The sequence below is a fragment of the Vannielia sp. ABF1_015 genome (assembly GCF_056160745.1).
On record NZ_JBSWXT010000001.1, the window covers coordinates 1520721 to 1534383 of the forward strand.

A 13663-nucleotide genomic window follows, 5' to 3' on the forward strand; every position below is an offset into this window, starting at 1 on the left:
GGCCCATGCGCCGTTTCCTTCTTCGTCTCTTCGGCCTCGCCCCCCGCCGCGAGGCGCGCCGCCCGGCCCCGCCGCTGGCAGGCCGCCGCCGCGTGCACCTGTTTTCCGGCACCTTCGGCAACGAGCCAGAGGCGATGAGCTACGTCATGGCCCCGATGGAGGGCCCCGTGGCCGACGCGCCCGCGCCGCTCACCGTTGACCTCCCCGAAGCCTTCATCGACCCGGCTTATGTGCAAATGGGCCACGGCGCCGGGCTGGAGCCTCTGCTGGAGCAGATCTTTTCCGACGAAACCCTGCTCGACGTGCGCCACATCACCGCCGGGGCCGACACCGTGGTGGTGATCGACGAGCGGGCGATGGGCGGCTACCCTTTCCGCCTCACCGATACCCCCCGCCTCAGCTACCATGGCGCCTTCGACATCCCCGCCTGATCGCGCCGCCCCATCCCCCTCTCGCATCGCCGTGCAGCACAACGAAGGGCCGCGCCCCCTTGCGCCGCGCCTGCAAACCCGCTTGAACATCCCGCAAGGGAACGAAGGGGTAACGATGAAACCGGGTCCACGCAATCTCATCACCGATGTCGCCGGGCTGCGCGTCGGCAATGCCACCAACGCACAGGTCAAATCCGGCGTCACCGCGCTGGTGGGGGATGATCCTTTCACCGCTGCCGTCCACGTCATGGGCGGCGCGCCCGGCACCCGGGAAACAGATCTGCTCGCCCCCGACAAGCTGGTGCAAAAGGTCGATGCGCTGGTGCTCTCCGGCGGCTCCGCCTTCGGGCTCGATGCCGCCTCGGGCGTGGCCGACGGGTTGCGCGCACAAGGGAAGGGTTATCAGGTGGGCGAGGCGGTGGTGCCCATCGTGCCCGGCGCGATCCTCTTCGATCTGCTCAACGGCGGCGACAAGGGCTGGAAGGACAATCCCTACAAGTCCCTCGGCCGCATGGCACTCGACGCGGCAGGCACCACCTTCAAACTCGGCTCCGTGGGCTGCGGCACCGGGGCGACCACGGCCACGCTGAAAGGCGGGCTCGGCTCTGCCTCGCTGGTGCTGGAGAGCGGCATCACCGTGGGCGCGGTCGTCGGGGTCAACGCGGTTGGCTCGGCGGTAGAGGGCCGCGGCCCCCGCTTCTGGGCCGGGGCCTGGGAGATGGCGGGCGAGTTCGGCGGTCTCGGCGGCCCCGAAACAACAGACCCGGGCTTTGAGCCCTCGCTGGAAAAACTGGCAGGCGAGGCCACCACCATCGCCATCGTCGCCACCGATGCGGCGCTCGATTCCGCGCAATGTCAGCGCATGGCCGTGGCCGCTCATGATGGCATGGCCCGCGCCCTCGTGCCCTCGCACACCCCGTTTGATGGCGATCTCGTCTTCGGTGCAGCCACCGGCCGCAAGGCCCTGACAGACCCGGATTGGGACAGTCTGCGCATCGGCCACGCCGCCGCCACCTGCCTTGCACGCGCCATCGCCCGGGGCGTCTATGCCGCCACACCCGCCAAGGGAGATACGCTGCCCACATGGCGGGAGGCCTTCGCGTAGGGTGGGCAATCTGCCCACCAGCGCATCACCGTATCATCTCACCATAGCTGCAGGCCGCTACGCGCCGCCCATCTTCTCCAACCGCTGCTGGGCCACAGCCTCATGGCCCTCGGCCTTCACCTGCTCGGCCAGCGCCTGCTCCACAAAGTCCAGATGCGCTTCCACAGCCGCCCGTGCCGCCGCCGGGTCGCGTCCAAGGATCGCTGCGGCAATCGAGCGATGCTGCTCCAGCAAGCGGCTGCGCGTTGGCTGGTTCCGAAACATGATCTGCCGGTTGTAGAAAACGCCCTCCCGCAGCAGCCCGAACATCGCCCGCATCATGTGCAACAGCACCACGTTATGCGCCGCCTCCAAAATCGCCATGTGAAAGCCCGCATCCAGCTCTGCCTCTTCCTCGGCGCTGGAGCGTCGCCCGTGGGCCGCCTCCATCGCCTCCAGCGCGCGGGCAATCACCGCATGGTCCGCCTCGGTCCCATGCACCGCCGCCCGCTCGGCAGCCTGCCCCTCCAGATCGCGACGAAAGCCGATGTAGTCCACCACCGCCTCCCGGTGCCCGGCAAACAGCCGCACCAGCGCCGGCGGAAAGACAGAGCGCAACTCCTCGGCCACAAACACACCCGCGCCCGCCCGCGCCTCCAGCAACCCTTTTTCCTGCAGGCTGCCCAAGGCCTCGCGCAGCGAGGGCCGCGACACGCCCATGCGCTCGGCAAGGTCACGTTCTGCAGGCAGCCGCTCTCCCGGGCGCAGCACGCCGCGCAGGATCAACAGCTCGATCTGCTCCACCACGGCCTCGCTCAGGCGGGCGGCAGCGACAGGTTGGAACGGCATGAAAAAGCCCCCCGGAATTGGTCAGTTGATTTGACCACGTTCCGGGGGGAGGGGGCAAGGTGCCCCCGCCATAGGGGCGGCGGGAGCGAAGACGGAACGGGGCAGGGACAGGCCCCGATCCGAAATGCGTCAGCTGTTCGGGATGATGATGATCTCAACCCGGCGGTTCGCGGCGCGGCCAGATACGGTCTGGTTTGTTGCAACCGGCTGGCTCTCGCCACGCCCGATCGCCTGAACACGCCCGGAGGAGACGCCACCATTCAGCAGCACGCCCCGAACGGCCAGCGCACGGCGCTCCGAGAGGTCTTGGTTGTAAGAGGCAGCGCCGGTGCTGTCGGTATGGCCGATCACCTGCACGGTGGTGTTCGGATAGTCGTTCAGCGAACGGGCCAGCGTGTAAAGGTCATCTTGAAGCACGGCAGAGAGCGCGGTGCTGTCAGTGGCGAAAAGGATGTCCTGCGGCATGGTCACAATCAGCCGGTCGCCGGTGTTCACCACGTCGATCCGTCCGTCGAGGTTCTGGTCCAGCTCGCGGGCCTGCTTGTCGAGCTGCGCGCCAATGGCACCGCCCACGCCTGCACCCACGGCCGCGCCAAGCACGGCACCGCGGCGGCGGCTCTCTTCGTCATCGCCCAGTGCCACGCCAGCCAGCGCGCCCACGGCAGCGCCGGCAAGGGCCCCGTTCTGGGTTTTCGGGCCAACGCCTTCGCACCCTGCAAGAAGGGTCACGGTGGCGGCGGAAATCATCAGTGAATTGCGGATCATGTCTGCTACAGTCCTTGTTTTATCGAGTGGTCCCCATGGACATTGAGGCCTTAACGCCCTCTTGAGCGCTTCGTTCCGTTAAAACGTGACATAGCCAACTGGATTTTACGTGATCTGCCGCCTGTGAGCGGAAACCTGCCAGAGACGGGGCGGCAATGTTTCAGCCACGCACCTCGATGTCACATGACGTGAGTCAGGGGGTGATACGCCCCGGCGCAGGCACCTCCGCGCCGCCCCGCTCAGCTAGCCGCCAACCCCTCGCGCCGCGCAGCTTCCCACGCCAGCATCGTCCGCTTCACCGGCAGCCCCCAATGATAGCCGCCCAATCCGCCCGATTTGCGCATCGCCCGGTGGCAGGGGATCAAAAAGCTCACCGGATTGCGCCCCACCGCCGTGCCCACGGCCCTTACGGCACGCGGGTTACCCACCGCCTTGGCGATCTCCGAATAGGTCGTCACATGGCCCGTCGGCACCTGCATCAGCGCCTCCCAGACCTTGATCTGAAACGGCGCGCCGATCAAAAACAGCGGCGTCTCCTCCACCCGGCCCTCAGCCCCAAAGGCGCTCTGCACCCAAGGCCGCAATGCCATCGGATCTTCCGTAAAGACAGCCCCCGGCCAGCGCCCCCGCAGGTCGTCCATCGCCGCCTCCGGCCCCATCTCGGCGGCCAGCGCAATGCCGCAAATCCCCTTTTTGGTCCCCATCACCAACGCCGGGCCGAAAGGGCTTTCAAACCATCCCCAGCGAATTTCCAGCCCCGCACCGCCCTTGGCATACTCGCCCGGGCTCATCGCCTCCCAACGCAGGAAGAGGTCATGCAGCCGCCCTGAGCCACTCAGCCCCACCTCATCGGCCGCTTCCAACGTGGTAAACCGCTCGCGCAGCAGCGCCTTGGCGTGGCCAAGGGTCAGATATTGCTGATACCGCTTCGGGCTCACCCCAACCCACTGGCTGAACAACCGCTGAAAATGCGCTTGGCTCATGCGCATCTCCCCCGCAAGCGCCTCAAGCGTCAAATTGCCCTCGGCCCCGTCGATCACATCGAGCGCCCGGCGCATCACCTGGTAGTGGTAGCTCTCTTCCATCTCTCTCACGGGTGCATTCATCGCCGCATCTCCTTCAAGCCTACAGCTAAGCCGCATCGCCGCACAGGGCGACCCGGAACTTGCGGGAGCGGGCCGGGCAGGGCATAGGAAGGCGATGCCTGCGCCCGTCATGACATACCACCAGATCTCCGAGGTCTTCGCCCGCTTCGCCGCGCAAGAGGCCGAGCCCAAAGGCGAGCTGGAGCACACCAACGCCTACACGCTGGTCGTTGCCGTGGCGCTCTCGGCCCAAGCCACCGACGTGGGCGTCAACAAGGCCACCCGCGCACTCTTCGAGGTGGCCGACACGCCGCAAAAGATGCTCGACCTCGGGCTCGACGGCCTCACCGAGCACATCAAAACCATCGGCCTCTTCCGCCAGAAGGCGAAGAACGTGATGAAGCTGAGCCAGATCCTCGTGGATGACTACGGCGGCGAGGTGCCCAGTTCTCGCGAGGCGCTTGTCTCGCTCCCCGGCGTGGGCCGCAAAACCGCCAACGTGGTGCTCAACATGTGGTTCAAACACCCGGCGCAGGCGGTCGATACCCACATCTTCCGCGTCGGCAACCGCACCGGCATCGCCCCCGGCAGGGACGTCGAAGCCGTCGAACGCGCGATCGAAGACCGGATCCCCGCCGAGTACCAGCAACACGCCCACCACTGGCTCATCCTGCACGGGCGCTACACCTGCAAGGCCCGCAAACCGCTCTGCGGCACCTGCCTCATCCGTGACATCTGCCTTTACGAGGAGAAGACCCTGTGAGTCGCACCCTTGTCTCTTCCGGCTCCTACCTTGAGCCGATCATGGGCTTCTCCCGTGCCGTGCGGGTGGGCAACCATGTGTCGGTCGCGGGCACCGCGCCCATAGCCGAGGGCGGCGGCACCCACGGGGTCGGCGACGTGGCCGCGCAGACCCGCCGCTGCTTCGAGATCAGCCTGAAGGCGCTGGCCGAGGCGGGCGCGGGGCCAGAGCACGTCACCCGCTGCCGCCTCATGCTCACCGACATCAGCCGCTGGAGGGAGGCCGCCGAAGTGCATGGCGAGATCTTCTCCGCCATCCGCCCCGTCCTCACCGTTGTCGAGGTTTCCGCCTTCGTGGAACCCGACTGGCTGGTGGAAACCGAAATAGACGCCATCATCACGGAGACACCTGAATGACCACTCAATATGACGTCGTCGGCATCGGTAACGCGATCGTCGATGTGATCTCGCATGGCGATGACAGCTTTCTGGATAACATGGGCATCGAGAAGGGAATCATGCAGCTGGTGGAGCGCAAGCGGGCCGAGGTGCTCTACGCCGCAATGACCGACCGGGTGCAAACCCCGGGCGGCTCGGTGGCCAACACGCTGGCGGGGCTGGGCACGCTGGGGCTGGCCACCGCCTTCGTCGGCCGGGTGAAGGATGACGCGCTGGGCCGCTTCTACGCCGAGAACATGGAGCTCGAAGGCACCACCTTCCCCAATCCGCCAGTCGATGACGCCTCCCAGCCCCCCACCTCCCGCTCGATGATCTTCGTCTCCCCCGATGGCGAACGCTCGATGAACACCTACCTCGGCTGCGGCGCCGAGTTCGGCGAGGATGACGTGGACGTCTCTGTGATGAAGAACACCCGCTACCTCTTCCTCGAGGGCTACCTCTTCGACAAGGACAAGGGCAAACGCGCCTTCATGGCCGCCGCCAATGCCTGCCACCACGCGGGCGGCAAGGCGGGCATCACCCTGTCAGACCCGTTCTGTGTGGATCGCCACCGCGACAGCTTCCGCGAACTGATCGAAAACGACATGGATTACACCATCGGCAACGAGGCCGAGTGGAAATCGTTCTACCAGACCGAAAGCCTCCAGACCGCGCTCGATGAGGCGGCAATGATCTGCCCCGTCGTGGTCTGCACCCGCTCGGGCGACCCGGTGATCCTGATCCGCGAGGGCGAGCGCGTCGAGGTGCCGGTCGAGAAGGTCACGCCGGTGGATGCCACCGGCGCAGGGGACCAGTTCGCCGCCGGCTTCCTCTATGGCCTCGCCACAGGCCAAACGCTGGAAATGTCAGGCCGCATGGGCGTGACGGCGGCGGCAGAAGTCATCCGCCACATCGGCCCCCGCCCCAAGCGCCCGCTGCGCGAAGTCTTCCACGACGCGGATCTGCTCTAAGGCAGAACGCCCCCACGCCGTGAGCGCCCGGCACGAAGGGCAGGCCAAAAGAGATACAGGCCTTCGGCGAGGATATTTTCAGAACCAATGAGATGCCAAAAGAAGAAGGCGGGCGCCGCACTTGGCAGCACCCGCCCCTGACAGAGCAAGGCTCTCATCGGTCCACGGTCATCGCCGTCCCCGGCTGTACCGTGGCCCCAGTCTTCACCAGCTTGGTTAACAAGTCCTTACCCGCCCCCTCATTTGTCCTGTAAATATTCCTCGGGGGGTTCGGGGGGGCAGACAGCCCCCCGTGCGAGGCTGCATCCCCGCGCGGCGGATCGGTCAGTCGCCCAGCTTGGCATGCACCTCCTCAAGGTCGATCTCGCCGGTGGGCATCTTGTTGCCCGGGTTCTCGAAATCGTATTTGAACAGGTGAAAGTCCCGCTTGTAGATCTCGTAAACGAGATGCATCGACAGGTCGTCGAAGTAATCTTCCACCGGATGCGCCCGCTTGGGCCCGTGCCCTTCGCTCTCGTTAAATCTGGGAATGTCCTCGATATTCACCTCATGCGGCACCTCGATCTCGTCGAGCACCGATTGCATCCCCTCGTTGAACTTCTCGGTCCAGAAGATGTTGTCATAGGTGCCACCGTTCACGATGAAGGTGCTCACGTGCCCGGCCATCGCGCTCCAGTGAATGTCCGGGTCCATCGGGCGACGCCAGCGAATGGTGTCGCGCGCAAACAGCAGAAACCGGCGGAAACTTTTGATCTGGTCGAAGTCAAACTCGTCTTCCGGCGAGCCAACCTCGATCCCGTATTTCTGGATCAGCATCGGCACCAGCTTGCCCCGGTAGCGCTTGCCGTTGCGCTGGATGCCGCAGATCTTGTCGAAGAAGCTGCTCAATATCCGCGTGTAGGGATTGCGCACGCAGGTGAAGGCGTAGCTCTGATGCGCCGTCACATTTGCCTCGATCAGCGGCTGGCTCTCTTCCTGCGCCCATTTGTGCAGCCCGCTTGTGCTGTCATGAATATCGCCGTCAAAAAACTTGCCGTGATCTGAGTAGAACATGATCTGCCCGATCGTCGAACAGGCGCACTTGGGCACCACGCGGTACACAACGCTCTCACTCTCGGTCATCCACGTGCCGGGAAAGCCCATGATTTACTGCCTCCAGAAATGCAATCGGCCACAAGTTGCTCTTGCGGCATCATTGTCGCGGAAATTTACAAGGAAACCCTGTCTTTTCAATGTTTGGTTACGCTACTAACCCTAAACAGTGGTTTCAAAACAGGGCAGAAAGTTTCCACATTGGCCAGAATCGCCTACATCCTCCTCTGTCACAAGGATCCAGACGCGGTTATCGCGCAGGCCCGCAGCTTGACGGCGGTGGGCGACTTCATGGCGATTCACTTCGATGCCCGCTCCAAGCCCGAACATTTCAACCGTATCCGCGACGCCCTGAAGGACAACCCGAACGTCACTTTCGCCCGCAAGCGGATCAAGTGCGGCTGGGGCGAGTGGAGCCTTGTGCAGGCCACGTTGAACACCGTGGAATCTGCGGTCGAGGCCTTCCCACGTGCCACCCATTTCTACATGCTCTCGGGCGATTGCCAGGCCATTAAATCGGCTGAATACGCCCATGAGTTCCTCGACCGGGAAGACGCCGACTACATCGAGAGCTTCGATTACTTCAACTCCGACTGGATCAAGACGGGGATGAAGGAGGAGCGGCTGATCTACCGCCACTTCCTCAACGAACGAAAGAACAAATGGCTGTTCTACAAAAGCCTTGAGCTGCAACGCGCCATGGGTCTTTCGCGCAATGTACCCGGCGATCTGCAGATGATGATCGGCTCGCAATGGTGGTGCCTGCGCCGCCGCACGGTGGAATGGGTGCTGGAGTTCACCCGCCAGCGCCGCGACGTGATGCGCTTCTTCCGCTCCACATGGATCCCGGATGAAACCTTCTTCCAAACCATCGTGCGCCACCTCGTCCCCGAGAACGAGATCCGCTGCCGCACCCTGACCTTCCTGATGTTCACCGACTACGGCATGCCGGTCACCTTCTATAACGACCATTACGACCTGCTGCTGAGCCAGGATTTTCTCTTCGCCCGCAAGATCAGCCCCGAGGCGAGTGAGCTCAAGGAACGGCTGGGCATGCTCTACGCCTCCGAAGGGCAGGAGTTTCAGATATCCAACGAGGGGCGGCGGCTGTTCCATTTCCTCTCCGGGCGGGGCCGGATTGGGCGCCGCTTTGCGCCCCGCTTCTGGGAGACCGAGGCCAGCCTTGGCCGTGGCCGCGAGCTGATGATCGTCCTGTGCAAAAAGTGGCACGTCGCCAAGCGCCTCTGCGAGCGGGTGCGGGCCACCACCAACATTCCGGTCATCGAATATCTGTTCAACGAAGAGGGCACCGATCTGCCCGATCTCGGCGGGATCCAGACCACGCTGGAAAAGCGCACACGCCACCGCCGTGCGCTGATGCGGATGCTGTTCGACTACCACGACAGTGACAGGCTGGTGATCTGCCTCGATCCCTCCAACATCGACCTGATGCAGGATTTCCACTCCGACAAATCCGTCACCAAGATGCTCGATATCGAGTGCGATTTCACCGACGATTACCTGCTCGGCCACGCCCGCCGCGTCGGTTTGGCAGGCGACCAGACACCGCAAGACACGCTGGAGCGGCTGCTGCCGACAATCCGCTACGATATCGTTTTTGAAAAAGAGCGCATCCGCGACGCCGGCTTCGAGCACCTCGACCGCATCCGCGAAAGCGCCAGCGTTGAAGAGAACGTGCCCCCGCTCGCCCGCTTTTTCGACATCCCGATCGACACCGCGTGGGAAATTGCCTCCACGCCGCATCTCTTTACCGACTGAGGAGGCCCCGGCTCATGGGCTACAGCTACGACCCCGAGAACATCTTCGCCAAGATCCTGCGCGGTGAGATCCCAAACGACACAGTGCTGGAAACCGAGCACAGCCTCGCCTTCCGTGATCTCTATCCGCAAGCCCCGGTTCATGTTCTGGTCATTCCAAAGGGCGCCTACGTGAGCTACGACCACTTCGCGCAAGCGGCCAGCGAGGCCGAGATCGTCGATTTCACCCGCGCCGTCGGCAAGGTCTGCGAGATGGAAGGGGTCGAGGCGCACGCCGAGGGCTGCCGCTTCATCTCCAACGCCGGATCCCACGGCGTTCAGGAGGTGCCCCACCTCCACGTCCACGTCCTCGGCGGCCGCCCCCTTGGCCGAATGCTCAACCCCGCCTAATCCGGGGCGCACCCCGCCCCATCGCCCGTAGGGTGGGCAATCTGCCCACCTCCAAACCCCATTTTCAAACGCCGCCTACCGCGCCAAAGCCTCCAGCGCGGCGCCAATCACATGCCGCGCCGCCTCCCATTGCTCAGGCCCGCTCGCTGCATAGGCATCCAACCCCGGCGCGGCGTTGACCTCCAGCACCACCGCTTCTTCTCCCACAATCACATCGACGCCGCCCCACCGCAGGCCAAGCGCTTCCACCGCCCGCACCGCCAGCGCCTCAGCCTCCGGCCCCGGTCCGCCCTCGCGCACCACCGCCCCGGCTGAAAGGTTGCCCGGCCCGCCGTCGGGGCCGACCCGCTCGTAGGCCAGCACCACGCGCCCCTCCAGCACCATCACCCGAAACTCCCGGCCCGGCACATCCACCTGAAGCAGCACATGGCGGTCCGCCACACGCAGCGGCACCATCGCCTCGCTCAGCGCATCGGCATCCGCCACCCGCACCACGCCTTCGCCGCCGTGGCCGTCATTCGGCTTCACCCAAAGCGGAAAGCCGCTCTCCTCCCGCGCCCATGCCAGCCCCGGCGCCGCATCGCGGCCCGCCAACACAATCACATGCTCGGGCACCGGCACGCCCGCGTAGGCCAGCGCCTTTGCGGCATAATCCTTGTCGCCCGCCAGCCGCGCCGCCGCATCGCTGTTCAGCCCAAGGGCGGCCCCATGCACCGGATGCGCCCGCCCGCTTGCCGCGATGAAAAACCCGAACCGCCCATGCAGCGGCTCTGCCACCACCCGGCCCCCCATCGCCGCGCCCGCCTCCGCCATCAGCCGCAGAAAGGGCCGCGCGCGCTCCGTTGGCGCGACAAGCCACCGCGCATCTTCAATGCCGTTGCCCACTTGCGCCATACCCCCATCCTGCTATTTTCGCCCCCAATTCTGGCCCGCCCCAGCGACCCCCGCAAGGAGACAACACATGCCGATCGACGCCCCCGAAACCGAAGTGGTCTCCGCCTGGCGCGTCGCCTGTGATGGCGGCGAAGGGGCGCTTGGCCACCCCCGGGTCTGGCTGTCGCTCAGCCATGAAACCGGCGAAGTCGAATGCGGCTACTGCGACAAGAAGTTCATCCACGAGAGCTTCGCCAAGGCCTCCTGATGGCCCCTCACCGCGTCATGATCATGCAGGTCGTCGACCCGGTCGCATAAGTCCGCCCGTCCTCCACACCCACGATCTCGCCCCGCGCAACGCCGGTCGAGCGCCCCACATGCTGGGTCTCGCCAATCGCCAGCACCTCGCAGCCCACCGGGATCGCGCGGGTGATATTCACCTTGTATTCCAACGTCGTATACCAGCTGCCCTGCGGCACCTTCGTCATCACCGCGCAGGCCATGCAGCTGTCGAGCAGCGTGCCATACCAGCCGCCATGGGTGCCGCCCATCGGGTTAGCATGGGCAAACTCCGGCGCACCGCGAAACACCACGCGCCCGTCCTCCACCTCATCAAGCCAATAGGTCATCACCTGCGAAATCGGCGGCCCCGCAATCTCCCCGCTGAGAATGCCCCGCATGAAGGCCAGCCCCGACATCGAGGTGAGTTGCTCAAAGCTCGCCAGCTCTTCCGGCCTCGCCGCAATCTTCCTGCTCATCCCGCAAATACCCCCGCGTACCTCTCCCGCAGCGCCGCCTTCTGCACCTTGCCCATGGTGTTCCTCGGCAGCGCCTCCACCAGCTCGAAGTGCCGCGGATGCTTGAACCGCGCCAGCGCCTCCCCCAGCGCCGCCTGCACCACGTCCAAATCCACTGACGCCCCCGGCTCCGCCACGATCACCGCCACCGGGCTCTCACCAAAATCGGCGTGCGGCGCGCCTACAACCGCGCTTTCCAGCACGCCCGCCACATCGTCGATTACAGCCTCCACTTCCTTGGGGTAGATGTTGTAACCGCCCGAAATGATAAGGTCTTTCCCGCGCCCGACGATGCTCAGATACCCACGCTCATCCATCACGCCCAAATCGCCGGTGATAAAGAACCCATCCTTGCGCAGCTCGGCAGCCGTCTTCTCCGGCATCTGCCAATAACCGCCAAACACATTCTCCCCGCGCACCTCGATCATCCCCACCTCGCCATCCGGCAAGGCGTCGCCGCTCACCGGGTCGCACACCTTCAACTCCACGCCCGGCAGCGGCCTCCCCACGGTGCCCGCCACCCGCTCGCCCTCATAGGGGTTTGAAGTCAGCATATTGGTTTCGGTCATCCCGTAGCGCTCCAAGATCCGCTGCCCGGTGCGCGCTTCAAACTGCCGATGCGTCTCCTCCAGCATCGGCGCAGAGCCGGAGATGAACAGCCGCATATGCCCCGCCAACTCGCGCCCAAACCGCGCATCCTCCAGCAGCCGGGTGTAAAACGTCGGCACCCCCATCATCGCCGTCGCCCGTGGCAGCGCCTCCAGCACCTGCGCCACGTCAAACTTCTCCAACCAGATCAGCGGCGCACCCGCCAGCAGCGCCACATTGGTCGCCACAAACAGCCCATGGGTGTGAAAGATCGGCAAGGCATGCAGCAGCACGTCCTCGCCGGTAAATCTCCAGGCCTCCACCAGTACCCGCGCATTGCTCAGCAGGTTCCGGTGGCTGATCATCGCCCCCTTCGAGCGCCCCGTCGTCCCCGAGGTGTAAAGGAAAGCCGCAAGGTCATCCTCGCCCCGCGCCACCGGCGCAAACTCGGCAGAAGCTCCCGCCGCCAGCGCCGCAAAGCTCCCCGCCGCTCCCGGCCCGAGGGCCTCAACCCTCGCAAAAGCCTCCAGCGCGCCCAGCGCCTCCCGCTTGCCTGGGTCGCACAAAAACAGCCGCGCCCCCGAGTTCTCGACAAAATATTCAAGCTCCGCCACCGGATACCCCGTGTTCAGCGGCAAAAACACCAGCCCAGCGGCAATACAGCCGCCCACCAGCGCCAGCATCTCCGGGCTCTTCTCCAGCTGCATCGCCACCCGGTCACCCGGCTCCAGCCCAAGGCTGACCAACGCATTGGCATAGCGCCCCACGGCGGCATGAAAATCGCGATACCCAAGCAGCACCGAGCCATCCGCCCGCAGCAAAAAACCGCCCTCGCGCCCAGCGCAGGGCGCAATCAGCGCGTCATAAAGCGGGTTCATTCCGCCGCCACCTCGCCCAGCCCGCTCAGCGCCCGGATCTCGCCAATCACCGCCTCCACGCCCTCGCCATGGCGCATCGCGCAAAAGAAAAACGGCCGCCCCGCCCGCATCCGCGTCGCATCCCGCTCCATCACCTCCAGCGAGGCGCCAACATGGGGCGCAAGGTCCGTCTTGTTGATCACCAGAATGTCCGACTTGGTAATCGCCGGCCCTCCCTTTCGCGGAATTTCCTCGCCCGCTGCCACGTCGATCACGTAAATCGTCAGGTCCGCGAGCTCCGGCGAGAAGGTGGCCGAAAGGTTGTCGCCCCCGCTCTCGATCAGCACCACCTCCAAATCGGGGTGCCGCTTTTGCATCTCCGCCACGGCCGCAAGGTTGATCGAGGCATCCTCACGGATCGCCGTATGCGGGCACCCGCCCGTTTCCACCCCGATGATCCGATCCGCAGGCAGGATCTGCGCCCGCACCAGCGCATCCGCATCCTCGCGGGTGTAAATATCGTTGGTAATGACCCCAACCGAATGGCGCGGCGCAAGCGCTTTGGCCAGCGCGCCCGTCAGCGTCGTCTTGCCCGCCCCCACAGGGCCACCAATGCCAATCCGCAAAGGTCCGTTCATCCGGGTCATGTCAAAGCTCCATAGGTCAGAATGAGAAATCCAGCGCCGAGCGCCGCAAAGACCAGCCCCGCCATCCGCTCCACCACGCAGGCAATCCGGCCCCCAAGCGCCTGTCGCACATGCAGAGCCGCAAACACGGTCAACACCAAGGACAAAAGGAGCGCAAGCAGGGTCATCGCCCCATCATTCCCACGGCCTCTGAAGGCGCGCAAGCTTGTCCAAACGCACAGCAATGCTCATTTTCTTGCTGCAAATACTCAATCCCGCGGGCGCAGCCCAGGTGCGG

Annotated in this window: 17 protein-coding genes; 8 read left to right on the plus strand and 9 right to left on the minus strand. The window is 64.9% G+C overall.

The window, feature by feature from the left end:
- Window positions 1-5: 5 nt before the first annotated feature.
- Together ACXAG6_RS07585 and ACXAG6_RS07590 are read left to right on the plus strand one after the other, a co-directional pair.
- Window positions 6-431, plus strand: coding sequence for a hypothetical protein (locus ACXAG6_RS07585; protein ID WP_475336660.1), 426 nt, complete (start codon window positions 6-8; stop codon window positions 429-431).
- A gap of 115 nt (window positions 432-546) precedes the next feature.
- Window positions 547-1536 (plus strand): P1 family peptidase, encoded by a 990-nt coding sequence (locus ACXAG6_RS07590; RefSeq protein WP_475336662.1) that lies wholly within the window; start codon window positions 547-549, stop codon window positions 1534-1536.
- A 57-nt stretch (window positions 1537-1593) separates the two neighbouring features.
- On the opposite strand, the gene ACXAG6_RS07595 is transcribed toward ACXAG6_RS07590, so the two are convergent.
- The 3 genes from ACXAG6_RS07595 to ACXAG6_RS07605 form a co-directional block, all read right to left on the minus strand.
- Window positions 1594-2364 carry a FadR/GntR family transcriptional regulator gene (locus ACXAG6_RS07595; protein ID WP_475336665.1) on the minus strand — a complete coding sequence of 257 codons (771 nt, stop codon included), beginning with the start codon at window positions 2362-2364 and terminating at the stop codon, window positions 1594-1596.
- Window positions 2365-2493: 129 nt separating this feature from the next.
- The gene (locus tag ACXAG6_RS07600; protein ID WP_475336667.1) at window positions 2494-3129 is read right to left on the minus strand and encodes a YiaD family glycine zipper/OmpA-like lipoprotein; all 636 of its coding nucleotides are present in this window, start codon (window positions 3127-3129) and stop codon (window positions 2494-2496) included.
- 239 nt (window positions 3130-3368) lie between these two features.
- Window positions 3369-4235 carry a methylated-DNA--[protein]-cysteine S-methyltransferase gene (locus ACXAG6_RS07605; RefSeq protein ID WP_475336669.1) on the minus strand — a complete coding sequence of 289 codons (867 nt, stop codon included), beginning with the start codon at window positions 4233-4235 and terminating at the stop codon, window positions 3369-3371.
- Window positions 4236-4329: 94 nt separating this feature from the next.
- Here ACXAG6_RS07605 and nth point away from each other — a divergent pair, with 94 nt between their 5' ends.
- From nth to ACXAG6_RS07620, 3 genes are read left to right on the plus strand one after another with little or no spacing between them, the layout of a single operon-like run.
- On the plus strand, window positions 4330-4977 hold the full coding sequence (gene nth, locus ACXAG6_RS07610; protein ID WP_475336672.1) for an endonuclease III: 648 nt from the start codon (window positions 4330-4332) through the stop codon (window positions 4975-4977).
- Window positions 4974-5372, plus strand: a complete 399-nt coding sequence (locus ACXAG6_RS07615; RefSeq protein WP_254695430.1) for a RidA family protein — start codon at window positions 4974-4976, stop codon at window positions 5370-5372. The genes nth and ACXAG6_RS07615 overlap by 4 nt, the downstream gene beginning before the upstream one ends.
- Window positions 5369-6364: an adenosine kinase gene (locus tag ACXAG6_RS07620; protein WP_475336674.1), complete on the plus strand. Its 996-nt coding sequence runs from the start codon at window positions 5369-5371 to the stop codon at window positions 6362-6364. Before ACXAG6_RS07615 ends, ACXAG6_RS07620 begins: the two co-directional genes overlap by 4 nt.
- Window positions 6365-6688: 324 nt before the next feature.
- On the opposite strand, the gene ACXAG6_RS07625 is transcribed toward ACXAG6_RS07620, so the two are convergent.
- Window positions 6689-7507: a sulfotransferase family protein gene (locus ACXAG6_RS07625; protein ID WP_140013340.1), complete on the minus strand. Its 819-nt coding sequence runs from the start codon at window positions 7505-7507 to the stop codon at window positions 6689-6691.
- Window positions 7508-7657: 150 nt separating this feature from the next.
- On the opposite strand from ACXAG6_RS07625, the gene ACXAG6_RS07630 reads away from it, so the two are divergent.
- Both ACXAG6_RS07630 and ACXAG6_RS07635 read left to right on the plus strand, forming a co-directional pair.
- A complete protein-coding gene (locus ACXAG6_RS07630; protein WP_475336676.1) occupies window positions 7658-9235 on the plus strand; it encodes a DUF5928 domain-containing protein in 1578 nt (525 codons plus the stop codon).
- Window positions 9236-9249: 14 nt separating this feature from the next.
- Window positions 9250-9624, plus strand: coding sequence for an HIT domain-containing protein (locus tag ACXAG6_RS07635; RefSeq protein ID WP_475336679.1), 375 nt, complete (start codon window positions 9250-9252; stop codon window positions 9622-9624).
- Window positions 9625-9699: 75 nt separating this feature from the next.
- Here the strand turns inward: ACXAG6_RS07635 and ACXAG6_RS07640 are convergent, their stop codons facing one another.
- Complete coding sequence (locus tag ACXAG6_RS07640; protein WP_475336681.1) at window positions 9700-10518, minus strand: ATP-grasp domain-containing protein; 819 nt, start codon at window positions 10516-10518, stop codon at window positions 9700-9702.
- Window positions 10519-10585: 67 nt separating this feature from the next.
- Here ACXAG6_RS07640 and ACXAG6_RS07645 point away from each other — a divergent pair, with 67 nt between their 5' ends.
- On the plus strand, window positions 10586-10765 hold the full coding sequence (locus ACXAG6_RS07645; protein WP_140013344.1) for a zinc-finger domain-containing protein: 180 nt from the start codon (window positions 10586-10588) through the stop codon (window positions 10763-10765).
- 7 nt (window positions 10766-10772) lie between these two features.
- On the opposite strand, the gene ACXAG6_RS07650 is transcribed toward ACXAG6_RS07645, so the two are convergent.
- The 4 genes from ACXAG6_RS07650 to ACXAG6_RS07665 are packed head-to-tail and all read right to left on the minus strand — an operon-like array spanning window position 10773 to window position 13553.
- Window positions 10773-11255, minus strand: a complete 483-nt coding sequence (locus ACXAG6_RS07650) for a PaaI family thioesterase (RefSeq protein ID WP_475336683.1) — start codon at window positions 11253-11255, stop codon at window positions 10773-10775.
- Entirely contained in the window at window positions 11252-12760 is a 1509-nt protein-coding gene (locus ACXAG6_RS07655; protein ID WP_475336686.1) for a malonate--CoA ligase, read from the minus strand. The genes ACXAG6_RS07650 and ACXAG6_RS07655 overlap by 4 nt, the downstream gene beginning before the upstream one ends.
- Window positions 12757-13386, minus strand: a complete 630-nt coding sequence (gene ureG / locus ACXAG6_RS07660) for an urease accessory protein UreG (protein ID WP_475336688.1) — start codon at window positions 13384-13386, stop codon at window positions 12757-12759. The genes ACXAG6_RS07655 and ureG overlap by 4 nt, the downstream gene beginning before the upstream one ends.
- On the minus strand, window positions 13383-13553 hold the full coding sequence (locus ACXAG6_RS07665) for a hypothetical protein (RefSeq protein WP_475336689.1): 171 nt from the start codon (window positions 13551-13553) through the stop codon (window positions 13383-13385). Before ACXAG6_RS07665 ends, ureG begins: the two co-directional genes overlap by 4 nt.
- Window positions 13554-13663: the final 110 nt, after the last annotated feature.